Source organism: Acidocella sp. (assembly GCF_035535915.1).
In the GTDB taxonomy this organism is placed as follows: Bacteria; Pseudomonadota; Alphaproteobacteria; order Acetobacterales; family Acetobacteraceae; genus Acidocella.
The window spans coordinates 1-24,193 of the sequence record NZ_DATLPB010000081.1 but is presented as its reverse complement, the minus strand read 5'-3'; the positions used below and the strand labels follow the sequence as shown (position 1 = coordinate 24,193).

The following is a 24,193-nucleotide window of genomic DNA, read 5'->3' as shown; positions in this document are numbered from 1 at the left end:
CAGTTGGCGGCCGAGGGGAGCGCCTCCAGCCACCAGCCAGCTCTTCAGTTTCGTTTCCATTCAGGTGTCAGCTTCGATCACCGAGACGGAGCGCTCCTTACGGCGTCGTGAAAAATGCGCTGCTCGGAGCGTTTCGGCCTCAAACTCCCGCCAGCGAAGCTTAATCAAATCGCCCCGGGAAACGATGCCCATCAGCTTTCCGGTGTGCGGGTCGACGACCGGCAACCGGGGCGCCTGCCGCGTCATCATCCGCACGGCGATCGCCGAAATCGTCTCGTCAGGCGAGGCCGTGGGCACCGTGGTGCTTGCCAGAACATCCGCAAGCGGACACGTACGCGGCGTTTTCGCGCCGATCCAGCCCAATATGTCGGAACGAGAGATCAAGCCGGCGAGCCGTCCTTCCCCGTCCACCACCGGATAGGCGCGGTGCCCATGTGTCGGGTTGAGGAAGAAATCAATCGCCTCGCCAATGGTGATCGAAGCGGGCAATGTCTCGACTTGCTTGGCCATAATCTCCTGCACCCGTGCAAGCGATGCCAAATCGATGCTGTATTCGCGGGTGACATGATGGCCGCGCCGGGCCAGTTTCTCGGTTAGAATGGAGCGCTTCATGACCAGCACGGTCACAGCATAGCTCGCCATGCAGGCAGAGATGACCGGCAGCAGGACCGCCTGGTTCCCGGTCAGTTCGACCGCGAAAATGGCGGCGGTGAGCGGCGCACGCATGGTCCCGCCCATCATCGCGGCCATGCCGAGCAAGGCCCAGAAGCCCGGAGCGGCGGCTGGCAGCCACGGCGCCAGGAACGCTCCGAGGCTACCGCCGATGATCAGCAACGGGGCGAGGACGCCGCCAGAGGTCCCCGACCCCAGAGCGACCGACCAGATGACGGCTTTCACGACCAGGAGCCGAAGCACCGCCACCCCGGCCAACCCACCGGCGAGCATGTGCGCGATGTTTGGATAACCGACCCCCAAAGCGCTCGGGTCGATCAACCCGCCGACACCGACGACAATCCCGCCGAGCGCCGGCCACCACATCCAGTGCAGCTTCTGACGTGCAAACCAATCTTCGGCGCCGTAGACCATGACGGTCAGCAATGCCGACCCGAAGCCGGCAACCAGCCCCAGCGTCACCCAGCCGAGCCCATGCAACGGATCGATGATCACGGCACCGTTGAAGGGGAACAAGGGCGCGGGCGCGAGGATATAGCGCCGTTCGATCGCCGAGGTCACGCAGGCCACGGCCACGGGGAGGAAGCTCCGCGGCTTGAGCTCGAACAGCAGCAATTCGACGGCGAGCAACATCGCCGCGACCGGGGTGCCGAACACCGCCGTCATGCCGGCGCAGGCCCCCGCGACCAGCATCGTCTTGCGCTCCATATCCGTCAGCTCGAACAACTGCCCGAACAGCGAGCCAATGGCACCGCCGGTCATGATGATCGGCCCCTCGGCGCCGAACGGCCCGCCTGTGCCGATCGAAATCGCCGACGAAATCGGCTTCAAAATCGCGACCTTCAGCCCCATGCGCGAGCCGCCAAGAATGATGGCTTCCAACGCCTCGGGAATGCCGTGGCCCCGGATCTTCTCGCTGCCATATCTGGCCATCAGGCCGATGATCACAGCGCCAAGCACCGGAACCGCAATGGTCCATAGCGGCAGGTGCGCGGTCGTGGGCCCGTTGATCGTGAAATGTCCCAGATAAGCGAGAGACGTCACCAGGGCAATGAGATGCAGAAGCACCCAGCCGGCGCCGACGCCGCCAGTTCCGGCTACGATGCCCATCGCCGTGATGGCCAGTATCCGAGGCTCCGCCGTGAAATCTCCGAGCTTTTTCAGCGGCCCGGAACCGCCACCAGAACCCACCATCTGCACCGCCAAATTCAACGCAAGGCGGATATATATCGCATTGCGATATAGTCAACAGGTTAGTCCAGTTTGGCGAGAAGCTCGCTCAAAAGCGGGCGCAGTCGTCTCAGCTCGTCACGATGGGTCACGGACAGCGATAAAAGCGCGGCTTCACCGGCTGGGGTAAGTTGGAGCTTCATCACGCGCCGGTCCGTCATGCCCGGTTGGCGCCCCACCAGGCCCAGTGCCGCGAGCCGGTCGGCCAGCTCGCTCGCGCTATGCGGTTTGACCATGAGAAACTCCGCCAGCTCGCCGACGGACAGCGCGGACTTTTCGGCGGCGCGAATGGCCAGCAGAGCCTGGTGCTGCTGTGGCGTGAGTCCCGCGGAACGCGCGGCGTCCTCGCTGAAATAACCAAAGCGCCGCAGCGCATAGCGGATTGCCGCCAGGGTCTGGTAATCATGATCGGTAAGCTGGCCTGACGGCGTTCGGGGGGTGCTCATACGCGCCATCATGCCGGCCCGCCGCAGCGATGGCCAGCATTTTGCCGTTGCATCACGCCATGATGTGGTTTGCTTGAAATTTTGATCTTAAGCACAAACGCAAAAACCGCCCGGGATGCGTGTGCTCTAACGGCTAGAACCGGTGCTAATCTCTAGCAATTATCCACCGGGCGCTGAATCTTGGATATCCGCGTAGGGGCGCACGGGTAGCTCCGCCGTGACAAGGGAGATGTCGCTTTCGTGCGACGCGAGCATCACGGCGAGATCAGCGTGGATGGTCTCGTCGCGGATAGTCGGAAGCAGCATCTTGAGCTTGCGCGCCACCCAGCCCTGGCCGCGATTGAGAAAGGCGAGCCGCTCCGGGATGTCTGCGATTGTCATTGCCTGTTCGTGCAACGCTCCGGTCTTCCGCGACGGCACACCTTCCAACCTATGGACCGCACGGGTGAGCACACCGCACCAACGTACCTTGTCGCGATGAATCGCCATGACCAGAGATTTCAAAGCCTCCGGTGCTTCCGACGCCGTCCGCAGCATGACGCGCGCGCCGGCCCGCTCTGCTTCCAGTAATTCGTTCAAGGCGGGCAGAAGCGTATCGCAGCCTGCAAAACCCATGTAGCGATCGTCCATTTCATGGGCGCAGCAAGCTGGCGAGGCCAGTTCGATGGGCGCACCTTGCGAGGGCACACCGGCATCGAGCAAGGACATTGCTTCCGCTGCGATCGTGCACACCCGCTCGGTTGCGCTGGCAATGCCGCTCACCCGCGCGACGCCTTTGCCGGCATATAGCGCCATCGCTTCAAAATCTCCGGTCATCGACCGCAGTGGCGAATCTGTGCTGAACAGATAAATCGGGCGCCCCGCCTCATCGCCGATGATCGTGCGGGGGGTGGAGAATGGATCTCCCCGCTTGCCGCGCGTGACGCTGTTCGCCAGCACGCGAACCTTTGCACCACGCGGCCAATTGATATGGAAGGCATCGGTCAGAATCGTATCTTCGCCATCAGCATCGACCAAGCGTTGCTTGTGATAGTCATGGGCAAAGGCCTCTCGCGTAGCAATCAGCGCCGTGCCGAAAACACCGCCCTGGGCACCAAGCGACAACATCGTGGCCAGATCGGCGCCGTTCGTGAGTCCGCCGGCTGCTAACACGGGCACTTCTGTCTGCTCGACTATTCCAGGCAGAAGGTCATTCAACGGGAGATCACCGCGAACATGACCACCGGCTTCGATGCCCTGGGCAATCAGGATCTGTGCGCCGGCGTCTTCCATCGCCCGCGCCTCGGCGAGTGAGCCCGTCTGGCAGGCCACGACGATTCCGGCGTCACGCAGCCGGCGAACCAGAGAAAGCGGTACATCCCAGAACAGACTCACAACCGGAACACCAACTTCGATGCACGTCAGAACCTGCGCATCAAGCAGCACGCGCTCCGTCGCCGCTGGAATGAGATTGACGCCGAAGCGCTCGATCCCACGCGACCGCAGCGCTGCCACTTCTGCGCGGATCAAGTCCGTTGGCTCGCGCACCATGCCGAGAAAGCCGAACCCTCCGGCCTTCGTCACCGCCACAACCAGTTCCGAGCGTGCGACGCCACCCATGCCAGCCTGCACAATAGGATAGGTGCAGCCAAGCAGATCGCAAACGGGTCTATGCAGGATGGTCGCCATGACCGTTCTCCAGATGATCGCGCAGATAGGCTTCCAATACGCGGGCGTGATTGTGAGCAGTATCGTGAGCGGCGTAGAGCAATGTTACCGGCCCGCGCCTCAGCAGGTCGACGAGCCGCAGAACCGCTGCGCCATTGCGCTCGAGTTCGGCGCGATATCTGCGGCCAAACTCGATCCATCGCGCCGGATCGTGCCCGAACCAGGTGCGCAATTCCACGCTCGGGGCGATTTCCTTGAGCCATAAGCTCAACTCCGCCTTCTCTTTGCGCAGACCACGCGGCCAGAGCCGGTCGACCAGCACGCGAGCGCCGTCGCTTTGCTCGGGGGTGTCGTAAACCCGCTTGATATGGAGATCAGCGCCGTGCCGTGCGGCTCTCATGCGGTTCCTGCCATTCTGGCCGACCGGGGTTGCCTTGATGACTGCCCCGTTAAGGCCAGTATTTGCCGCAATTGGTCAGGCCGACCGTTTTTCATGATGTCCGACAGACTGTGCCGCTCCAAGGTTTTGAAAAAACTCTCGACGGCATCCTTGAAGATACACACCATACCGCAAGCGGGCGCCAGAGCGCATTCGCCGCACCCCACGAGATCAATCTTGCCTTCCGTATGGCGAACCAGGTGGCCGATATTGATCTGGCTTGCGTCTCGCGCGAGCCGAAGGCCGCCACCGCGGCCTCGAAGGCTCTGTACATAGCCGGCCCCGGCCAGGTCACTCGCTACTTTCATCAAGTGGTTTTGCGAGATGCCATGGGCTCCGGCGATCTCGCCAATCGAGCAAAGCCGATCCTCGTGCGCCGCCAGATACAGCATTACCCGGATCGCAAAGTCAGTGTATCGCGTCAGCCGCACCGGTCACTCCATATATGCATACCACTTGCATGTTTTCTCTTCGCGGTTTAATAATGCTTCCAGGATACATCTTTTCTGGTCGAATGTCATGCAAATGATCGAAGGTCTCGACGAAGCCCTGCTAAGCCATCTTGTCAGCCAGTTTTATGCCGAGGTACGCGCTGATGCCTTGCTTGGCCCGCTGTTCAACCGGGCGATCGTTGATTGGCCCGCCCATCTTGAGCGCCTATCGGCTTTCTGGTCCTCGGTGATGCTCACGACAGGCCGGTACAAAGGCCAGCCCTTGCCCGCTCATCTGCGCCATCAGGCGGAGATCACTCCAGAAATGTTTGCGCGCTGGCTGGCCTTGTGGGAAGGCAACGCGCTGCAGTGCTTGCCGCCGGACGCCGCAGCGGCGGTCATCGCCAAAGCTCACCGCATCGCCGACAGCTTGCAGATGGGACTCTTCCCTCTCATTCCGCCGTCGGTTCCCCCTCGCGCGCCTGGTCCGCTCGGCGCCCGCTGATTCGGGCAATACCCACCGCGCACCTGCCTATTTCCATTTTCAATGACCGAAACAGAGCTGCAAAGGCGGCACCGGCCGCACATGCGCCCTCATCACAGCGAACAGGAGACCATTTCATGCTCACAGCCGACGAGACCGCCATTATCAAGGCCACGGTTCCCATACTGGAAGCCGACGGCGAAGCCCTGACCATGCATTTCTATAAGATCATGCTGGACGAGTATCCGCAGGTGCGACCGCTGTTCAATCTGGCGCATCAGGCTAGCGGCACCCAGCCCCGCGCGTTGGCCAACGGTGTGCTTATGTATGCCAAGAATATCGACCAGTTGCAGAAACTTGGATCGTTGGCGGCGCAAATCGTGAACAAGCATGTGTCGCTGCAGGTGTTACCGGAGCATTACCCTGTCGTCGGAGCCTGCCTGCTGCGGGCGATTCGTGAGGTTCTAGGACCTGATACGGCCACGGATGCGGTGATCGACGCCTGGGCGGCGGCTTATCAGCAACTCGCGGATGTGCTGATCGGCGCGGAGAAGAATGTGTATGACAAGCTCGCCGCGGCACCCGGCGGCTGGCGCGGCGTTCGCCCCTTCAGCCTGACGCAAAAGGTAAAAGAGAGTGCTGAGATCTCCTCTTTCCACCTGGAGCCTGTGGATGGCCAGCCGGTCGTTGATTTCGTGCCCGGCCAGTATCTCGGCCTGCGGCTGGAAGTGGGCGGCCAGGAGGTGCGGCGCAATTATTCGCTGTCAGCTGCCGCCAACGGGCGCAGCTACCGGATCAGCGTAAAGCGTGAAAGGGGCGGGCTCGCGTCGAATTTCCTGCATGACCACATCGACGCAGGTAGTGTGCTTGATGTGTTCCCGCCATCGGGCGAGTTCACTTTGCGCGACAGCACAAGCCCCCTGGTGCTGATCAGCGGCGGTGTGGGCATCACGCCCACCCTCGCTATGGCGGAAGTGGCTTTGGCCGAGAGCAAGCGGGATGTGATTTTTTTGCATTACACCCGCAATCGCGAGGTGCATGCCTTTGGGGAAACACTGGCGGGCTGGGCCGCACGCTACCCCCAGTTCCGCCGCTTTATCGTGTACGAGTACGGCGATGCGGCAGACGGCGGCCACGCGCACGCTTTCGGCCGGCCCGCCCTCAGCCATTTGCAACACTCGTTGCCCGCAAATCTCGATTGTGATGTCTATTTTCTCGGGCCTAAACCGTTCATGGGATTCATCAAGCGCAGCCTGGCCGCGCTCGGCCTGCCAGGTCACCGAACCTATTATGAGTTCTTCGGCCCGGCGGAAGCTCTCGACTGAGCGTTATCGCTGTCTTCGGCACGGCGCGGTCAACGCCGCCAGCTATGGCATTCCAACCGCGCCGCGAAGACTACCGGACCCTTGCCGCGTTTCGGGCCACGCTACGGCGTGGTCTGGCTCTGGAAGCAACGTGATACGTACATCAGATCGTCGGACTGCACACTTAGGCGCGTCGGGTACGAGGACGATCTTTCCTGGCCCGCAGGTCCTTGCCTTCAGTGCGTCTTGGGCGATTGCTGCGTCCGCCAAGGCGAACGAGGCCGCAACCGTCACCCGGAGTGAACCGGCTTCGACCAGATCAACAAGCCGGGCGTGCCTCCGGTAAACTTCTGTCCCTCATGATAAACCTCCGGCCCAAGAAAAATACTTATCTCAGTGTCTATAAAACAGGCAGCAACCCAGGTGACGATTTGCTAAACGCTCAAATGCTGGGGCTTTTGCCGCTTTTTATTTCGGTTGCGTCCAGGGGGGCGGCTTGGCTTGGCCTGGAGGGCGTTACCCATTAAAGTGGTCGTATGATAATGCCTGGTAGCGCCGTCCCGACATCCACCGAAGCTGAGCTTGCGCAGTTGATCGTCGAGACGCTTAATCTCGACCAGACGGCCGGCGAGATCGACCCCGAGATGCCGCTCTACGGCGAGGGGCTCGGGCTCGATTCAATCGACATGCTGGAAATCTCACTTGTCATCTCGCAACGCTTCGGCGTGAAATTGCGTGCCGATGATGAGGACAATGCCAAAATCTTCAGGTCCCTGCGCAGCCTGAATGCATATATCCAGGCGCATCGCGAGCCATAAATGCGGGCCGCCACCGCCCGCTCACCCCTTCTGGCGATTCTGGCCATCACCGTCATTCCAGTGCTGTCGCATCTGACGATCGCGGCAACCAGCGCGATACGCCTGAGCTTTCATCCAAGCCTGGGCGGGCTGTTCAAGCTCGGCGTCGTCACTGTCTCAGCACTTACGCATTGGGGCATCTATGCCAGCCTGTTGGCCGGTTTCGCGCTGACACTGCGGCCGGGCCGCGAGCCTCTGATCACCGGCATGGCGCGCCGGCTACACGGCGGCCTCGATGCGGAGCTGGCCGCTTATACGCGTAAGGTCACCATCGCCTGGTCGCTCTTCTTCGCAAGCCAGCTCACTCTCTCGGTTGCTTTGTTTTGTTTCGCACCGCTCATCATATGGTCATTTTTCGTCAATATCCTCGACATCCCGCTGGTCGCGGCCATGTTCGCCATTGAATACGCCGTCCGGCTGCGCTGCCTGCGCAATCCCCCGCGGCATTCGCTGGCGACCATCATCAGCATGGTCGCCGAAGCTGCCCCCAAGGCCCGTAAGCCGGTTCCGGAAGCATGACGGCATGACGGTGTCGGCAGTCTCGCAGAAGGATGGTCACGGCCCAGCGGCGTTGCAGGCCCTGCGGCACGTGTCGCAGGCGGAATTCTGGCGCGATGCGGCAGCATTGGCGGGCCGCCTGCCGGCACACGGCCATGTCGTCAATCTCTGCACGGATCGTTATCGTTTCATGACGGGCCTGGCGGCTGCCTTAAGCCGCCGCCAGGTCAGCCTGCTGCCAGCCGCCAATGTGCCAGCAGCCCTGAGCGCGCTGGCCGAGGATTATCCCGATTGCTACGCGCTGACCGACGGTGCACGGCCTGCTCTGCCCTACATGGACTATCCGAATGATCTGGCCGGGGCATTTCCGGCGGCCGATCCCTTCGCAGTGGCCGCGGACCAGCCGGCGGTTATATTGTTTACCTCCGGCTCCACGGGGCGGCCGAAACCGACGCTCAAAACCTGGTCCACGCTGCGGCAGAGCGCGCGCGCGGCCGGGGCGCGGCTGGGCATTGCCGGGCTGCTTGGGGGTACCGTCATCGGTACGGTGCCGCATCACCACAGTTACGGGCTGGAATCTGTCATCCTGCTCGGACTGCTGCATGGTTTAGCCATTGATACCAGCTGGCCGCTTTACCCCGCCGATATCCGTGCCGCCCTGGCCAGAGCCCCCGGGCCGCGCTTGCTGGTGACCACACCGGTGCATCTGCGCGCATTGCTGGCCGAGCCTGAAGACATGCCGCAGGCCGATCTCATTCTCTCGGCCACGGCACCGCTACCGGTCGAGCTTGCCATCGCAGCCGAGACATGTTTCGGCGCCCCGCTCATCGAGATTTACGGCTGCACCGAGGCCGGCCAATTGGCCACCAGGCGAACAGCACGCGAGGCGAACTGGCATTGTCTTGACGGGGTCGAACTGCACCAGGATGCGCTCGGCACCTGGGCCAGCGGCCCTGCCGTGCCCGGCCCCACTTTGCTGAATGACATGATCGAGTTAACCGGCCCCGCCAGCTTCATGCTTGGTGCGCGCACGGCCGACCTCATCGATGTCGCCGGTAAACGAAGCTCGCTGGCGTATCTCAATCACCAGCTCCTCGATATTGCCGGAGTACAGGATGGCGTGTTCGTGATGGGCGAGGCGCAGGGCGGCAATGTGGCGCGGCTGGCGGCCCTGGTGGTGGCCCCCGGATTGACGCCTCAAACCATTATGGCGGCACTGCGCGAGCGCATCGACGCCGCCTTTCTCCCCCGCCCGCTGGTGCTGGTGGACGAATTGCCGCGCAATGGGCTCGGCAAATTACCACGTGCTGACTTGCTGCAGCTCATCGGCCAAGCGCCATGAGCGAGTGGCAAACGCGGAACATCCTTATCCCCGACGATCATCCAACCGCCGCCGGACATTTTCCGGGCCGGCCAATCGTGCCGGGGGCACTGCTGCTTGATACCGTGGTGGCCTCCATCGCCGATGCTCAGGGCGGCATCATGATCCGAAACGCCAAGTTTTTGCGCCCGCTTCGCCACGGCACGGCCCTGCAACTGCGCTGGCAGGAGACTGGCAGCGCCCTGTTCCGCTTCGAATGCCTGGGCCCGGACGGGGTGGTTCTCGCGGGTATGCTGGCCACCGGCGTAAAACCATGACCGGCACCTCGCGTGCCCAGGCCTGGACCAGCAGCCCCGAGCGTGGTTCGCAATCGGCCATCCGGCTAGGGGTCTGGACAGCGCGCCGCCTGGGCCGGCCATTGGCGCGGTTGCTGCTCTATCCGGTCTGCCTGTATTTTCTCGCCTCCTCCCCATCGGCGGTGCGTGCCTCCAGCGCCTATCTGCGCCGGGCGCTCGGCCGCGCCCCGCACCTGACCGATCGCTTCGTCCACTTCCTCACCTTCGCCCGCTGCTTGCTTGACCGCGTGTTCCTGCTGGGCGAGCAAAGCGATGCGTTCGAAATCACCGTGCATGGCGAGGAGATTCTACGCGCCATCGAAAGCCAGGGCGGCGGTTGTATCCTGCTCGGCGCGCATTTCGGCAGTTTCGAGGTGGCTCGCGCCATCGGCCGCCGCCGGCGGCGCGATTTGCCGATCAGCCTGCTGATGTACGAGGAAAATGCGCAGAAAATCCGCGCCGCCTTGGCGGCGATCAACCCCAATCTAGCGACCGAGGTGATCGGCCTCGGCCGGCTGGACTCCCTGATCACGGTGGCCGAGCGGCTGCAGCGCGGGCATTTTATCGGCGTGCTGGCGGACCGCAATGTCGATGGCCGAGACTTAGTCCGCTATCCCTTCCTGGGCACGCAGGCCGCCTTTCCGCAAGGGCCGTTCCGTGTCGCCATGCTGTTGCAGCGCCCGGTGGTGATGATGACCGGCATTTATCGTGGCGGACGGCGCTATGAGGTGCATTTTGAACTGTTGACCGAAGCTTCCGAGGCGCGGCCATGCGATGCCGCAGCCTGGCTCGATAACATCATGACCCGCTATGTCGCACGATTGGAAAATTCTTGCCGCGACGCGCCGTTCAACTGGTTTAATTTCTATGATTTTTGGGCCTAAAGCGCGGCTGATCGTCGTGCTCTGTCTGTTCACCAACGCCGCTCTGGCCGAGTCGCAGCCGGTCTGGGGATTGCTGCCGTTAATGCAATCCCTTGCGCAGGTGCGCACGGCCTCGGCCCGTTTTACAGAACGCCAGACCGCGCCGGTCCTCAGCGCCCCGCTCATCAGCACGGGCACACTCACTTATGCGGCGCCAGACTATCTGCGTAAAACGACGCTCACCCCCGTGCCGGAAATATTTACCCTCGACCATGGCAAAGTCACCCTTACCGGCAGCCCTTCCGGGGGTACCCATGTCTTTGCCCTGGACCAGGACCCGCGCATCGCCGGCCTCGTCGAAGGCATCCGTGCAACTCTAGCCGGCGATTTGCCGGCCCTCGACCGTTTTTACACGGTGAGCCTGACCGGCAGTGCCGCGGGCTGGCAGTTGCATCTGCTGCCGAAAGATCCGTCCCTGGCGCGTTTCCTGCGCTCGATCACCATCAGCGGCAGCCAGGACCGCATCGCGACCATCGACACGGAAAGCAGCGACGGCAGCAATTCCATGATGCGCATCCAACCCGGCAGCGTGAACGATGCGCCCTAAAATCCTGGCGCTGGGGCTCTGGCTGCTGGTCCTCGCCGCCTGCGGCGTCATCGCCGGACGCACCAGCTACCGCACCGATATGGGAGATTTTCTGCCCCATTCGGCCTCCCTGGCGCAGGAAGTGCTGGCCGGGCAGGTAAATGGCGGGGCGGCCTCGCATATCGTGCTACTCGCCATCAGCGGCGCACCAACGCCGGTTCTGGCGTCGCTGAGCCAAAGCCTCGCCGCGCGATTGCGCCAGGAGCCGGTCTTTCTCGACGTGATAAACGGCGATGAGCAATCTTTTGCCGGCGCACAGAACTACGTCTGGCACAACCGCTATCTGCTCAGCCCCGATATTGCCCCGGCCAGTTTCTCGGTTTCCGGGCTGCATGGCGCGCTGACCAATGATCTGGCGCTGCTCGGCTCGGAGCTTGGTTTGGCGATGGGCCAAAGCCTGGCCAACGACCCGACCGGCGAGATGCTGAGGCTGCTTGACCGCTTCGACAATGGCACGGGGCCAGCAAAGCAGGACGGCGTCTGGACGGCTCCCGATGGCAGGGCCGCCCTATTGCTGCTGCACACGGCAGCCCCCGGCTTTGACCTCGATGCACAGCAACAGGCGCTGGCCTCGGTCAGCGACAACTTCGCGCGGGCCCGCTCTACCACCCCGGGGGCCGGATCAGCCTATCTACAAATGAGCGGACCGGGCGTGTTTGCCACGCACATCCGCGACGCCACCAAGCAGGATGTCACGCGCCTCTCGCTGCTGGCTGTGCTGGGAGCAGCAGGGTTGCTGGCGTTCGCTTATCGCTCACCACGCGTTGTGCTGCTCGGGCTTCTGCCCATTGCCAGCGGGGCGCTGGCCGCCATCGCCGCTGTATCGCTGGCTTTTGGCTTCGTGCATGGCATCACGCTCGGTTTCGGGGTGACGTTGATCGGCGAATCGCTCGATTACGCCATTTATCTTTTCACCCAGACCGGCCGTGGTGAGCAGGCCAGCGACACGCTGCGCCGCATCTGGCCGACTCTCCGCCTGGGAGCACTCACCTCAATCGCCGGGTTCAGCGCCATGTTGTTCTCGAGTTTTACCGGCTTTGCGCAATTGGGGCTGTTTTCCATCATCGGGCTGATCGGGGCGGCGGCCACCACGCGCTTCTTGTTGCCGCATTTCGTGCCGAGCGGGTTTTTCGCAGGTGGCGCCGAGCCCATCGCCTGGCCGCTCCATCGCCTCATCCGCCACAAGCGCGTGGCGCGCGGAGCCTTGGTGGCGGCCCTGCTCGCCTCCCTCCTGGCGCTGTCCACGCATCGCGGCGGCATGTGGGACAACAATCTGCTGGATCTCAGCCCGATCCCGGCCGCAGCGCAACAGCTCGACCGAAATCTACGCCATGCGCTCGGCGTGCCCGATGAACGCTATTTTATCGTGTTCAAAGCGGCGAACGCGCAAGAGGCGCTGCAGGAGAGCGAGGCACTGACCCCGACGCTGAATCGGCTCGTCGCAGCACACCGGTTAGGCGGCTTCACGCTGCCGAGCGCGATCTTGCCCAGTGAAAAGACCCAGCGCCAACACCAAGTCGCATTACCCGATGCGACCACGCTGCAGGAAAACTTCGTCCAGGCCGCCGCCGGCCTGCCCTTCAACGTGCAGGCTTTTGCATCATTTTTCGCGGATGTGGCAGCGCAGAAGGCGGCACCTTTGCTCATCCCCGCCAATCTCCCCCCGGCTTTGGCGCTGCAATTCGACTCCCTGCTCGTTCGCCACGGCGCGGACTGGGTGGTGATGGCGCCGCTGCGCGATGTGATCGATCCATCCGGTGTGGCGCACGCGCTCGTCGCCGCCGGGCCACCGGACTTGGCCTTCGTCGATCTCAACCAGGAATCGGACCGCCTGCTGCGTAATTTCCAGAGCCAAGCCGTGGTGCTGGCCGTTGCCGGAAGCTTGGCTATTTTGCTGGTGCTGTCAGCCGGGTTGCGCGCGCCCTTTCGCGTCTTGGCTGTCGCGGCACCTCTGGCCGCTGCCGTGACCATGACATCTGCCGTGTTGACTTTAGGGGGCGCGAAACTTTCCATCTTCATGGTCGCCGGCTTCCTGCTCATCGTCGCCATCGGCTCAAACTACTGCCTGTTTTTCGAGCGGAGTGCCCCCGGTACGCCGGGCTGGCCGCGTGCCATGGCGTCCATCATGCTGGCCAATCTCTGCACCGTGGGGGCTTATGGGTTACTGTCTTTCTCGCGCATTCCGGTGCTGCACGATATCGGCCTGACGGTCGCCATCGGCACCTTTCTCAGCCTGCTCTGCGGCGCTGTGCTCAGCACGCCGGCTGTGAAAGAAATACGATGAGTGCGCCCGCGGACATGATGAACTGCCTGCACTACCAGGCCCCGGTTAAGCAGGCGGATTTGCTGCTGATCATGCTGCCGGGGGCGGGGATCAAGGCAGGGGAATTCGCCGAACAAGGCATGGTCGCTGCGGTGCATGCGCTCGGGCTGGCGGTTGATATTGTCGTGGCGCATCCGGATTTGATGCTCTACCTCGAAGACGGCGTGACCGAGGCGCTGCAGCGCGCCGTGGTGGAACCCGCATTGGCACGGGGATGTACACGGATATGGTTGCTCGGCATCTCGCTCGGCGGCATGGCGGCGCTGCTTTATGCCAGCGCGCATGCCGCTCAGGTGGAAGGGGTGGTCCTTCTCGCTCCCTTTTTGGGCACCAGAGGTACCACCGCCGAGCTGGCGCGGGCCGGTGGGTTGATGGCTTGGTCCGCGGCGTATTCTGCTGCCACGATGCCGGAACAACGTATGTTGACCTGGCTGCAGATGCATCTGACCCGGCAGGACCGGACGCCGGAGCTTTATCTCGGCTACGGCCAGCACGACCGCTTCGCCGCCGCGCATAAAATGCTGGCGGAATGTTTGCCGCAAAAGCAAGTCGCAGTGACGGCCGGCGAACATGATTGGCCAAGTTGGACGGCGCTGTGGCATGAATTGCTCGGCCGGACCACCTTCTCCACCCGAGCCGATGGTGCTCGACGCTGCGGCGAAGTGTGAATATGGTAACAAGCGTGGAAAGCATGGGTATGGGAGCCACGGGCATCGGTCATGTCGCGCTTGGCCCCTCTGGCATCACGAGCACGGCCGGTGCGGCACAGCCTTTTGGCGGCACCGCCTATGAAGATTTTTTCCCCTATTATGCTGAACTCTGCGCGCTTTCCGAGCTGCGCAAGAAGCCCGGTTTCGGGGTGCCGTTGCGCAGCGGCATTGGCGGACATTCACTGCTTTATCTCAATGGCGTGCGCCTCGACCGCGCGGCTGGTTACCCAACGCTCCGTCTCTGCGCGCCAGGTGAGGCGCCACAGGATCACGGCGTCGGCATCAGCGTGAATTCGCATTACCGCAACGCCAACTGGGTCGCTATCGAAGGCCGCGATTTTCTGTGGCGCGGGGCTCTGGCATCCGGCGAGCGGCTGACGCGCGAAGCCTATGAGCGCACGCAGGCTCAGGCAAAAGCGATGGGCGTTCTCGATGGCGTCAAATTTCACGAAGAACTGTTTCGTGCCAAGCCGGCCGGCATGACGGACCGCGACTATATGTACGAAATCTCGGTGGCGACTGATTACGCCGCACAGTTCGGTCGCGATACGTTTCGCGCACGCGTACCGCTTGATCGGGCACGTATGGGCGCCATCGTCGAGTTCCTCAACGGCCTCAACGCGCCCTACCGGGACGAGCAGCGCATCTATCGCTGGCGAGTCCTCAACAACAACTGCGCGCATGTGGCACATAACGCGCTGGCAGCGGCAGGGCTGTGGGATCCCTGGCCAACCGGCCAGTTCTTTGCCATCGCCGCCTTCAAGTTTCCTGTGCCAAAAAATGAGTTCGTTGATTTGGTGCTGCGGACGAGTGATTTGCCAATCGAGGACGCACAAGCCTTGTACGAGGATGCGCACGCAAGGCGCGCATTGCTGTCAACGGGCACGCTGCCCACGGTGCCCGGCGCGCTCGCCAGCGTTGGAGCCGCGATTGGGGATAACGACATTTACGATGTGGCGCGCCTGCGCCTGATTTTTTACGACAACCCGTTCTGGGGACCGTATCGGCACCGTCTCAAGCGGATTTTCACGACGCCGCGCTATATCGATCTGCATGCCAATTTGCGCCATTTCGCCGACCGCTACGCAATGGTGGAAACACGGCGCGGCGCGGCGCGGCTGACCGGCGAGCGTGCTCTATTCCAGGATTGTTATGAAAAGCATATTGCGCAGGAGGCGGCAAAGCTCGGCCGCCAACTCGCAATGCTAGAGGGTGCAGGCGACACCATGGCCACGCCATGAGCAGACTGGCGCTCAGCGATTTTGCCTTGGTGACATGCCTGGGCGCCGGCCGCGCCGAAACCCTCGCAGCGCTGCGCACGGGGCGCAGCGGCCTTGCCCCCTGCCATTTCGATACGCTGCCGCTGGATGCCTATACAGGCGAGATTCAGGGGCTTGAGGCGCTGCCACTCCAAGGCGAATGGGCCGGATTCGATTGCCGCAACAACCGGCTCGCGGCCCTGGCACTGGCACAAGACGGTTTCATGGATACGGTGGCAGCGGCGCGGGCGCGTTATGGCGCAACGCGCGTCGGCGTCTTCGTAGGCACCAGCACCTCCGGCATATTGCAGACGGAAGCCGCTTATCGTCACCGCGGTGCGGACGGCCCTCTGCCGCCCAGCTTCGATTATGCGCGCACCCACAATACCTACGCGCTCGGGCATTTCGTGCGCGACTATCTCGGCCTCAAGGGGCCGGCCTTCGCCGTGTCCACGGCCTGTGCCGCAACCTCGAAAGCGTTTGCCAGTGCGGCAAGAATGATGGCTGCCGGGCTATGCGATGCGGCCATCGTCGGGGGCGCCGACACGCTCTGCGCCACCACTTTATTCGGCTTCCATGCGCTGGGCGTCATCGCGGAGGGGCCATGCCGGCCCTTCGATATTGCGCGCAACGGCATTTCGATCGGCGAGGCAGCAGGCTTTGTCCTGCTTGAACGGCCTGGGGCGCAGCACGATTCCAGCACAGTGCTGCTGCTTGGCACCGGTGAGAGCTCCGATGCCTACCATATGTCATCGCCGCACCCTGACGGCGCTGGTGCCCGGCGGGCGATGGCCCAGGCACTGGCTGCGGCGGACCTCACCCCGGCGGATATCGACTATATCAACCTGCATGGCACCGCGACGTTGGCGGGCGATGCCGCGGAAGACCAAGCCATCTCCCGCCTGTTCGGCAACACGGTGCCATGCAGCTCGAGCAAGGGGTTTACGGGACACACGCTGGGCGCCTCTGGCATTGTCGGGGCGGCACTTTGCGCACTCGCAATCCAACATGAGTTTTTGCCCGGCAGTCCGCATACGAAACAAATCGATCCCAGCTTTGGCAGCAATTATATGCTGGATGGCCAACCAACGCGCATCAGCCGGGCAATCAGCAACTCTTTTGGCTTTGGCGGTGTGAATTGCAGCCTGGTGCTGGGACGGGCATCGTGACCCGCTTCTATATCGAAGGTGTGGGCCTGTGCGGCCCGGGGCTTGATGGCTGGGAGGCAAGCGTGCCTGTGCTGACGGGCCAGGTAGATTATACACCGGAGCCCACCAACGTGCCCGCATGCGCGCGATTGCCGGCCAATGAACGCCGCCGGGCGCCAAAAACCGCAAAACTCGCCCTTGCCGTCAGCACCGAGGCTTGCGCCGGCGCCGGGCGCGACCCAGCCGAGCTTCCAGCCATCTTCACCTCTTCGGGTGGCGATGGTGAGACGATCAATGACATATTGAACATACTGGCCTCGTCACAACGTGAGCTCTCGCCAACCAAGTTCCATAATTCGGTACATAACGCGCCGGCGGGTTATTGGAGCATCGCCACCGGCGCGAGAGCGGCCTCGACCAGCCTGTGCGCCCATGATGACAGTTTTGCTGCCGGATTACTGGAGGCCGTGACGCAGATGGCCACAACGGGTCAGGCTGTGGCGCTGATCGCCTATGACGTTCCCTATCCCGCCCCGCTTTACGCGGCACGGCCGGTCGGCGCGGTTTTCGGCGTGGCGCTGGTGCTCTCCCCCGCACCATCGGCGCCGTCCTTCGCGCGGCTTGAGCTGGCGCTACAGCCGGGCGGGGACACGCCCTCTTCGGCAGCCCCCACGCTGGAGGCGTTGCGGCAAACGACACCGGCGGCACGCAGCCTGCCGCTGCTGACGGCACTGGCGGGCGGCACGGCGACGGGGGTGACGCTGGATTATCTATCCGACATGGTTCTTAAGCTGAATATCACCCCGCGCCCGCCGGCGGGTTGGCCGGAGCCTCTGGCATGACACGCCTCGGCCGCGACGAGATTTTGGCACTGATCCCGCATGGCGGCGCCATGTGCCTGCTCGACGAGGTGCTGGAGTGGGACGCGGCTTCCGTGCGCTGCCTGTCCCATCGCTACCGCGCTTCGGACAATCCGCTTCGCCGCGCCGACGGCACGCTCGGAGCGGCCTGCGGCATCGAGATTGCCGCCCAGGCCATGGCCGTGCATGGCCGGCTGATGGCATCAGCCGAAGGTCTGCCGGTGCCCGGCTATTTGGTCAGCCTGCGCGATGTGCGCCTGGCCAAATCGCGCCTGGATGAGGCCGCAGGCTCACTGACCATCAGCGCCACACGGCTAATGGGCGATGCGCGCGGGGCGACCTATGTTTTTTCCGTCACAAATCAGGAGATAGAGATGCTGAGCGGCCGCGCCACCGTTTTATTCGGTACCGCAGCATGAGCCGCGCGCTGGTTACGGGCGGCAGCGGCACGATCGGCGGTGCCATCGCCTGCACCCTGGCCGCGATGGGGCATCATGTCTACGTCCATGCGCATGGCCAGCTCGCCCGGGCCGAGGAGGTCACAGCCGCTATCGTCGCCGCGGGCGGCGCCGCCGAGGTAGTTCGATTCGACATCACCAATGCCGCGCAAACAGAGCAGGCTCTGGCACAGATGTTGGCAATGGGGCCGATCCAGATCCTGGTGAATAACGCCGGCATTCATGACGATGCTGTGATGCCGGGAATGCGCCAAGCACAATGGACCAGCGTGATCGATGTTTCCCTCAACGGTTTTTTCAACGTCACACAACCGCTGCTGCTGCCTATGATCCGCACGCGCTGGGGGCGGATCATCAACATCTCCTCGGTGGCGGCGGTGATGGGCAATCGCGGCCAGGCCAATTATGCGGCGGCGAAAGCCGGGCTGCATGGGGCGGCGCGCTCGCTGGCGCTGGAGCTTGCAAGCCGAGGGATCACGGTGAACACCGTCGCCCCGGGGATCATCGCCTCACCGGCCACCGAAACGGTTTTCCCGAAGGAGGTCATCAAGGAACTGGTGCCAATGCAGCGCGCCGGCCAGCCAGAGGAGGTTGCCGATCTGGTCGCTTTTCTGGCCTCCGAACGTGCCAGCTATATTTCCGGCCAGCTCATCTCCATCAACGGCGCAATGGCTTAAACAAGGCTGCCGCGACCAGCCGCGTATGCATGGTGGCGAGCCGCAAATTATCGCGGCCATAGCGGAAATGCGAAACACCGCCCTCCGCTGTCGAAAAATAGCGCACCGCGACGGGACGGTTGATGACCGGCGCGCCGCGCCAAGCGAGCCGCACAACCGCCTCGGTATCGAAATCATAGCGCCGCATATGCCGGCTGGTTGCCATAACTGCGAGCAGGCTGCCCAGCGGATAGATACGGAATCCGAACAGCGCATCGCCGATATTTTGCCCCGTCTCCCACCGAGCAAGGACGTTGGAGATGCGCCGGCCGACGACACGGATGCGTGGCGCACTGGCATCGAATATCGGCAAGCCGAGAATCATCGCCGCCGGGTTGTCGTGTGAAATCGCCATGAAGTCAGCGATCTCAGCAGCCGGGTGCTGGCCATCTGCATCCATCACCAAGACATGCGTAAAGCCTTCTGTGGCGGCTGCGCGCAGGCCGTCGAGCACGGCCGCTCCCTTTCCGCCATTGCGCTCGCGGTGGATGATGTGCAGCCCGGGACTATGCGGCAAGGACGCCGCGCTGTCATCGGTACTGCCATCGATGATCACCCAGACCGGCGACCAATAACGGAGCGCCTCCGCAACGGTTTCGCCCAGTCTGACGCCAGTATTGTAGCTGGGGATGAGAACGAGGTGGGTCGCCGACGCCACGGATTTAGGAGCTGGCCTTTCGCGGCTTGCTGACACCGGCGCTGCGCGGTTCGCCATTCACACGGAACCGCACGTTGGACAATTTCGTGGCGTAATAGATTGCCCTGAACATATACAAACGCAGGCGGATCGACCAGCCATCAAAAATGCCGCCGGCGAGCAGGGATAGGACCGCCTCCTCCATGCGGAACCAGTTACGCGGCGACATGAACAGGTTGCGCATGGCCGGCTCACGGATGCGATAGATGAACCAGGTGAAGGAGTTTAAAGCCTGGCGTGTCATCACATCATAGCGCTTCAGCACGCCGGCCGCGCGATGCGGTTTGCTCAGACAGGCATCCACCGCATCGGCGGCCCAAAATCCTGTCTTCATTGCCAGATACACGCCGGTCGAGAACACGGGGTCGATGAAGGCGCAAGCATCGCCGGCCATCAGAAAATTGCGCCCGCTCGTGGTTTTGCTGGCATAAGCGTAATTGCCGGTCGCGGTCACATTGCCAACGAGCGTGGCATCCTTCAGCCGGTCGGCAATCTCGGGGCTTGAGGCGATCAGCCCCATGAAGAAATTCGTCAGGTCCGTACCACGATTCTTGAAGAATGCAGCCGGGCAGACGGCGCCGATGCTGGTGGTACCGTCGGCGAGCGGAATGAACCAGAACCAGCCATGCTCGAACCAGACGATGGTGATGTTGCCTTCCGCCCGCCCTTCCAAACGCCGCGCACCAGAAAAATGGCCGAAAATGGCAGCACTGTCATTGCGCGGATTGCGTTCCTTGGCTCCCATTTGCGAGGCCAGCACCGTGTCGCGGCCCGAGGCATCGACGATGAAGGCCGCACGCCATTGCCTTGTCACCCCGTCCTTATCTCGGGCGCTAACAAGCGGATGCCCGTTTTCCGGAAAATCGACCGCGGTGACACGGCATTCCTCGATGATTTCAGCGCCCTTAGCACCCGCATTCCGCAACAGAATATGGTCGAACACAGAGCGGCGCACCTGGAATGCATAGGGGAAGCGATTGTCCCAGGCTTTGGCGAATTCGTATCGCACGCTCTTGCCATGAAAGGGCGAGACGAATTCGATGCCGTGTTTGTGCTGCGCTGTCGTTTCAATCTGGCCACGCACGCCGAGCCTATCGAGCAGCGGCAGGTTATGCGGCAGCAGCGATTCGCCGATGTGGAAGCGCGGATGCTTGTCCTTCTCGATCAGCACCACCCGGCGGCCACGCTCGGCCAGAAGGGCCGCGACGCTGGATCCGGCCGGGCCACCGCCAATGACCAGGACATCGCAATCCGGTGAAGCTCCAGCCTGCTGCATGTCTGGCACGCGGAAACTCCCTTATCTTGCAACCCCGCAGGGCATAAATTGACCCGGATGCCATATCCGTCGATGAATGGTCAAATTATAAATAAGCCACAGGTCTGCAGTCATGTCCAACGTTGAAGGTAGCCCCGACGCCGCGCGGTCCCAGGCACTCGTGGACGGGTATTATACCGATCCGGAACGACGCCCCTCCTTCGTCCGGGACATGTTCAACCGCTCGGCGCAGCATTACGACTTGGTCAACCAGCTCTTCTCGCTCGGCTCTGGCGCCTGGTACCGCCGCTTTTGCCTGCGCCAGGCCGGAGTGGGGCCCGGCATGTTAGTGGTCGATGTCGCCACGGGGACCGGCCTGTTGGCACGCGAGGCGCTCGCCCTCGCCGGCGACCGCTCTACCGTCATCGGCGCCGATGTCAGCGAGGCGATGCTGGCGATCGCGCAACGCAATCTCGGCATCCCGGTCATCCAAGCCACCGCCGAGGCGTTGCCACTCGTCCCCGGCATTGCCGATTTCGTGACAATGGGCTACGCCTTGCGCCATATGGCCGACCTTAACACGGCGTTAGGCGAGGCTCTGCGCATCCTGCGCCCGGGCGGCGCCATCGTGCTGCTGGAAATGAGCGCCCCACGCAACAAGTTTGCACGGATGTTAGCGACCCTCTTCATCGGCCTTGTGCTGCCTGGCCTCTCACTTCTGATAACGCGCGATGCCCGCGCCCGTACGCTGATGCAATATCATTGGCAGACGATCTTGAACTACATGCCGCCGGACGTCGTCATGCACGTCATGCGAGATAACGGCTTCGATAGTGTGACCTGTAAAAGCTATCTCGATCTGTTTCACCACTATATCGGCCGGAAGCCTCTGTAATGACCATAGCAGTGACGGCGCAGCAGCAGACCGAGACGCTTCTGCTCTCTATCCTCATCCAACTCATCGTCATGATCGGTGCCGCCCGCCTCATGAACCTGCTATTCCGGCGCTGCGGCCAGCCAGGGGTGATTGGCGAAATCGTCGCCGGCCTGCTGCTTGGCCCCTCGTTGTTCGGGCATTTATGTCCTGGAATCTCCACCGCCATTTTCGGCATAAAACCAGCGCCTTCCATCGTCATCCTGGCGCAAATCGGGCTCATCCTGCTGATGTTTCAGATCGGCATGAGTTTTGAATTCAGTCAGCTGCGCGAGGCCCGCGCACGTCGGGCATTGGCTCCCATTGCTGCCGTTTCAGTTCTGGTGCCCCTGACGCTTGGCATTTGGCTTGGGCATCTGTCGGCACCGGTATTTGCCGGGTCAATCGCCGTGCCCGTCTATGCATTATTCTGCGGTGTGGCGATGGCGATCACCGCAGTCCCCGTATTGGGGCGCATTCTCGCCGACTATGGCCTGATCCGGCATGAGCTCGGCGTGCTCGCCATTTCTGCTGCCGCCCTCAACGATGTTGCCGGCTGGCTGCTGCTGGCGGCAGTATCGGCCATCGCCACGGCGACATTCACGCCCGGCCGAACCGAACTGCAACTGGCCGGCGTGGCCGGCTTTTCCCTGATTTGCTTCTTCCTACTGCGCCCCGCCGCCAAGCGCTTGCTGAAAACATTTCCTCTTAGCCATGGAGAGGTGCCGCCGACCTTGATGGCCATCATCCTCATTGCCGTGTTTTTGCTTGGCATATGCACGTTTAAGCTTGGCATTTTTAGTATTTTTGGCGGTTTCGTCGGCGGCTTGCTGGTGCATCACGACAAGGCATTCACCACCGCCTGGCGGCGGCAGGTGGGCAGCTTCGTGGTCGTCTTCTTCCTGCCGATTTTCTTCACCTATACCGGCCTGCACACAAATCTTCTGGGCCTGACCTCCGGCACAGACTGGCTCTGGCTGCTGATTTTTGTCACCGTATCAGTCGCCAGCAAAATCGTTCCCGTCATGCTTGTCAGCCGGCTAGCTGGCTACAGCACGTCCGCAGCCCTGCTGCTCGGTGTGCTGATGAATACACGGGCGCTGATGGAGCTGATCGTCCTCAATATTGGTCTGGAAACGGGATTTCTGCCACAAAAAATCTTCACCATGCTCGTTATCATGGCGGTGGTGACGACCGTGATAACCGGTCCCTTGTTGAGAGCGCTAATGCCGCAACTGGGTATTGTCATGGCGCGTCAAATCGAAGCTTGAGGCCAGCTAAGTGCTGGTGGCAGCGTGTTGGAAGGCTTCAATCTCGATGAGCAAATCTGGCCGGCAAATATCTGCGTGCAGATAAAGGCGCTGGCTCCCTACACCAAACGCAGCCGTGAGCGCCGTTTCGACGGCCTCGTGATACAGCGGATCGCGAAGATAGACTTTCAAAGCCCAATCCTCCGGCTGGACCAGCGAGATGTTTCGCCCCGAATTGGCTATAAGAACTCTAAGATTCTCAATCGTCTCGGCGACCTGGCCATCCAGATCTCCATGATGGCGTGTTTCATGCCCAACGATGCTCGCTGTACCGGAAATGAACAGGGTCTCGGCACCATCCTGGACGTGCAATCCTGCGCGTGAAAAACTTGGGCTTTGCGGGCCATAGACCGGTGGATAGGCGTAAGCACTCACTTGACGGGGGTTTTCAATGGCCCTTGTCGGCATGCGCGCCGCCAGAAAATAGATCATCGAAGCGCCGTGATGTGCCCCGACGCAACTGGCGGCCGGTGGCATAGGCTGGCGCAGCCGCGCCAGGAAGGCGCCATGGCGGCCGATATTGAAACGTTTGTAGCGCTCCAGGCCCTCTTCATCCTCGGTGATCGCCGTCAAATAATTCCAAAATCGGATTGGTTCATTAAAACCGGTTTTTTCAAGAAAATTAAAAATCTCGTGATATGCCTTGCCGACAACGTCTTCCAGCGCGGCGCCCCTCCCCTCCTCCAGTTGGACACCGCCAAAGACCAACTCGCCGCTGCAGGCGCCGAAAATCTGGCCGATCTGACATGGCCGGGTCGGGGATGTGGCAGTCCAGATTTCAAATGCCGGGCCGCCATTTACGGGCAGCAGCGGTGCGGCCACAAAAGGGTGGGTTGGCGGCAAAGCACCAGGGCGCCCCATGCCATATCCGACGACACCGAGAATGTGATCCGCGCTCCCCAGCAACTCGTGAGTCGTAGAGTGATCGGCATAGCGAAGCTTGAGAGAAGCTTGTGCTCTTTGCATGGGCGCCCCGCTCAGAGAAAATAAAGAAGATTGCACAACAACTCCTTCAACGAGCGGCCTCGCCTCGTCAACAGGCTGATAATGCCGGCATACAGGAGCGCCTGCGCGACCTGGTCGACCGTGTCGACATTGGCCCCGGTGCGGATCGCGATCATCCGGAAATCATTTTAACGGGCGCTTTGGCCGCGATGCTCAAACTGACAATGCCGGAAAGCACAGCGTTCGCCGTGTCCGGTCATGATCTGTTCTTGAGTTCGGTAAAAGTGGTTGCGGGGGCACGATTTGAACGTGCGGCCTTCAGGTTATGAGCCTGACGAGCTACCGGGCTGCTCCACCCCGCGTTGTGTGGTTTGTTGTTTTGATAGGTTGGAGGACCTGGCGGCGACCTACTCTCCCGTGCCTTAA

Annotated in this window: 26 protein-coding genes and 1 tRNA gene; 17 read left to right on the top strand and 10 right to left on the bottom strand. The window is 62.2% G+C overall.

Translation table 11 applies throughout. From position 1 onward, the window contains the following. Positions 1–60: 60 nt before the first annotated feature. The 5 genes from VNC39_RS09910 to VNC39_RS09890 form a co-directional block, all read right to left on the bottom strand. Positions 61–1,866 carry a chloride channel protein gene (locus tag VNC39_RS09910; RefSeq protein ID WP_325398686.1) on the bottom strand — a complete coding sequence of 602 codons (1,806 nt, stop codon included), beginning with the start codon at positions 1,864–1,866 and terminating at the stop codon, positions 61–63. 59 nt (positions 1,867–1,925) lie between these two features. After that, on the bottom strand, positions 1,926–2,348 hold the full coding sequence (locus tag VNC39_RS09905; RefSeq protein ID WP_325398684.1) for a MarR family winged helix-turn-helix transcriptional regulator: 423 nt from the start codon (positions 2,346–2,348) through the stop codon (positions 1,926–1,928). 159 nt (positions 2,349–2,507) lie between these two features. Next, a complete protein-coding gene (locus VNC39_RS09900; protein ID WP_325398682.1) occupies positions 2,508–4,016 on the bottom strand; it encodes a nitronate monooxygenase in 1,509 nt (502 codons plus the stop codon). Further along, on the bottom strand, positions 3,997–4,395 hold the full coding sequence (locus VNC39_RS09895; RefSeq protein ID WP_325398680.1) for a DUF488 domain-containing protein: 399 nt from the start codon (positions 4,393–4,395) through the stop codon (positions 3,997–3,999). The genes VNC39_RS09900 and VNC39_RS09895 overlap by 20 nt, the downstream gene beginning before the upstream one ends. Further along, positions 4,392–4,826 carry an RrF2 family transcriptional regulator gene (locus VNC39_RS09890; protein ID WP_325398920.1) on the bottom strand — a complete coding sequence of 145 codons (435 nt, stop codon included), beginning with the start codon at positions 4,824–4,826 and terminating at the stop codon, positions 4,392–4,394. The genes VNC39_RS09895 and VNC39_RS09890 overlap by 4 nt, the downstream gene beginning before the upstream one ends. A 127-nt stretch (positions 4,827–4,953) precedes the next feature. On the opposite strand from VNC39_RS09890, the gene VNC39_RS09885 reads away from it, so the two are divergent. From VNC39_RS09885 to fabG, 15 genes are all read left to right on the top strand, one after another. Next, complete coding sequence (locus tag VNC39_RS09885; RefSeq protein WP_325398678.1) at positions 4,954–5,370, top strand: group III truncated hemoglobin; 417 nt, start codon at positions 4,954–4,956, stop codon at positions 5,368–5,370. Between the two features lie 116 nt (positions 5,371–5,486). Continuing rightward, positions 5,487–6,674, top strand: coding sequence for an NO-inducible flavohemoprotein (hmpA, locus tag VNC39_RS09880; protein WP_325398676.1), 1,188 nt, complete (start codon positions 5,487–5,489; stop codon positions 6,672–6,674). A gap of 515 nt (positions 6,675–7,189) precedes the next feature. Next, positions 7,190–7,471, top strand: a complete 282-nt coding sequence (locus VNC39_RS09875) for a phosphopantetheine-binding protein (protein WP_325398674.1) — start codon at positions 7,190–7,192, stop codon at positions 7,469–7,471. After that, a complete protein-coding gene (locus VNC39_RS09870; RefSeq protein ID WP_325398672.1) occupies positions 7,472–8,029 on the top strand; it encodes a hypothetical protein in 558 nt (185 codons plus the stop codon). Between the two features lie 4 nt (positions 8,030–8,033). Beyond that, complete coding sequence (locus tag VNC39_RS09865; RefSeq protein ID WP_325398670.1) at positions 8,034–9,350, top strand: AMP-binding protein; 1,317 nt, start codon at positions 8,034–8,036, stop codon at positions 9,348–9,350. Further along, positions 9,347–9,646 (top strand): hypothetical protein, encoded by a 300-nt coding sequence (locus VNC39_RS09860; protein ID WP_325398668.1) that lies wholly within the window; start codon positions 9,347–9,349, stop codon positions 9,644–9,646. Before VNC39_RS09865 ends, VNC39_RS09860 begins: the two co-directional genes overlap by 4 nt. Then, positions 9,643–10,548 carry a hypothetical protein gene (locus VNC39_RS09855; RefSeq protein WP_325398666.1) on the top strand — a complete coding sequence of 302 codons (906 nt, stop codon included), beginning with the start codon at positions 9,643–9,645 and terminating at the stop codon, positions 10,546–10,548. The genes VNC39_RS09860 and VNC39_RS09855 overlap by 4 nt, the downstream gene beginning before the upstream one ends. After that, positions 10,532–11,134: a LolA-related protein gene (locus tag VNC39_RS09850; protein WP_325398664.1), complete on the top strand. Its 603-nt coding sequence runs from the start codon at positions 10,532–10,534 to the stop codon at positions 11,132–11,134. Before VNC39_RS09855 ends, VNC39_RS09850 begins: the two co-directional genes overlap by 17 nt. Continuing rightward, complete coding sequence (locus VNC39_RS09845) at positions 11,124–13,457, top strand: MMPL family transporter (RefSeq protein ID WP_325398662.1); 2,334 nt, start codon at positions 11,124–11,126, stop codon at positions 13,455–13,457. Before VNC39_RS09850 ends, VNC39_RS09845 begins: the two co-directional genes overlap by 11 nt. After that, positions 13,454–14,164 (top strand): alpha/beta fold hydrolase, encoded by a 711-nt coding sequence (locus VNC39_RS09840; protein WP_325398660.1) that lies wholly within the window; start codon positions 13,454–13,456, stop codon positions 14,162–14,164. Before VNC39_RS09845 ends, VNC39_RS09840 begins: the two co-directional genes overlap by 4 nt. Before the next feature lie 191 nt (positions 14,165–14,355). Beyond that, on the top strand, positions 14,356–15,447 hold the full coding sequence (locus tag VNC39_RS09835) for a hypothetical protein (protein ID WP_325398658.1): 1,092 nt from the start codon (positions 14,356–14,358) through the stop codon (positions 15,445–15,447). Further along, positions 15,444–16,634: a beta-ketoacyl-[acyl-carrier-protein] synthase family protein gene (locus tag VNC39_RS09830; protein WP_325398656.1), complete on the top strand. Its 1,191-nt coding sequence runs from the start codon at positions 15,444–15,446 to the stop codon at positions 16,632–16,634. The genes VNC39_RS09835 and VNC39_RS09830 overlap by 4 nt, the downstream gene beginning before the upstream one ends. Continuing rightward, positions 16,631–17,455, top strand: coding sequence for a beta-ketoacyl synthase chain length factor (locus VNC39_RS09825; RefSeq protein WP_325398654.1), 825 nt, complete (start codon positions 16,631–16,633; stop codon positions 17,453–17,455). The genes VNC39_RS09830 and VNC39_RS09825 overlap by 4 nt, the downstream gene beginning before the upstream one ends. Then, the gene (locus tag VNC39_RS09820; protein ID WP_325398652.1) at positions 17,452–17,892 is read left to right on the top strand and encodes a phosphotransferase; all 441 of its coding nucleotides are present in this window, start codon (positions 17,452–17,454) and stop codon (positions 17,890–17,892) included. Before VNC39_RS09825 ends, VNC39_RS09820 begins: the two co-directional genes overlap by 4 nt. Further along, positions 17,889–18,608: a 3-oxoacyl-ACP reductase FabG gene (fabG, locus tag VNC39_RS09815; RefSeq protein WP_325398650.1), complete on the top strand. Its 720-nt coding sequence runs from the start codon at positions 17,889–17,891 to the stop codon at positions 18,606–18,608. The genes VNC39_RS09820 and fabG overlap by 4 nt, the downstream gene beginning before the upstream one ends. On the opposite strand, the gene VNC39_RS09810 is transcribed toward fabG, so the two are convergent. Both VNC39_RS09810 and VNC39_RS09805 read right to left on the bottom strand, forming a co-directional pair. After that, complete coding sequence (locus VNC39_RS09810) at positions 18,589–19,305, bottom strand: glycosyltransferase family 2 protein (protein WP_325398648.1); 717 nt, start codon at positions 19,303–19,305, stop codon at positions 18,589–18,591. The two genes, fabG and VNC39_RS09810, sit on opposite strands and share 20 nt — an antisense overlap. Positions 19,306–19,309: 4 nt before the next feature. Continuing rightward, positions 19,310–20,620, bottom strand: coding sequence for an NAD(P)/FAD-dependent oxidoreductase (locus VNC39_RS09805; RefSeq protein ID WP_325398918.1), 1,311 nt, complete (start codon positions 20,618–20,620; stop codon positions 19,310–19,312). 112 nt (positions 20,621–20,732) lie between these two features. Between VNC39_RS09805 and VNC39_RS09800 the strand changes: the two genes are divergently transcribed. Together VNC39_RS09800 and VNC39_RS09795 are read left to right on the top strand one after the other, a co-directional pair. Beyond that, complete coding sequence (locus VNC39_RS09800) at positions 20,733–21,494, top strand: class I SAM-dependent methyltransferase (protein ID WP_325398646.1); 762 nt, start codon at positions 20,733–20,735, stop codon at positions 21,492–21,494. Further along, on the top strand, positions 21,494–22,783 hold the full coding sequence (locus tag VNC39_RS09795) for a cation:proton antiporter (protein ID WP_325398644.1): 1,290 nt from the start codon (positions 21,494–21,496) through the stop codon (positions 22,781–22,783). The genes VNC39_RS09800 and VNC39_RS09795 overlap by 1 nt, the downstream gene beginning before the upstream one ends. A 6-nt stretch (positions 22,784–22,789) precedes the next feature. Here the strand turns inward: VNC39_RS09795 and VNC39_RS09790 are convergent, their stop codons facing one another. From VNC39_RS09790 to VNC39_RS09780, 3 genes are all read right to left on the bottom strand, one after another. Then, complete coding sequence (locus VNC39_RS09790) at positions 22,790–23,824, bottom strand: hypothetical protein (protein WP_325398642.1); 1,035 nt, start codon at positions 23,822–23,824, stop codon at positions 22,790–22,792. Continuing rightward, complete coding sequence (locus VNC39_RS09785) at positions 23,800–23,943, bottom strand: hypothetical protein (RefSeq protein WP_325398640.1); 144 nt, start codon at positions 23,941–23,943, stop codon at positions 23,800–23,802. The genes VNC39_RS09790 and VNC39_RS09785 overlap by 25 nt, the downstream gene beginning before the upstream one ends. A gap of 109 nt (positions 23,944–24,052) precedes the next feature. After that, positions 24,053–24,129: transfer RNA gene (locus tag VNC39_RS09780), tRNA-Met, on the bottom strand. Positions 24,130–24,193 lie beyond the last annotated feature (64 nt).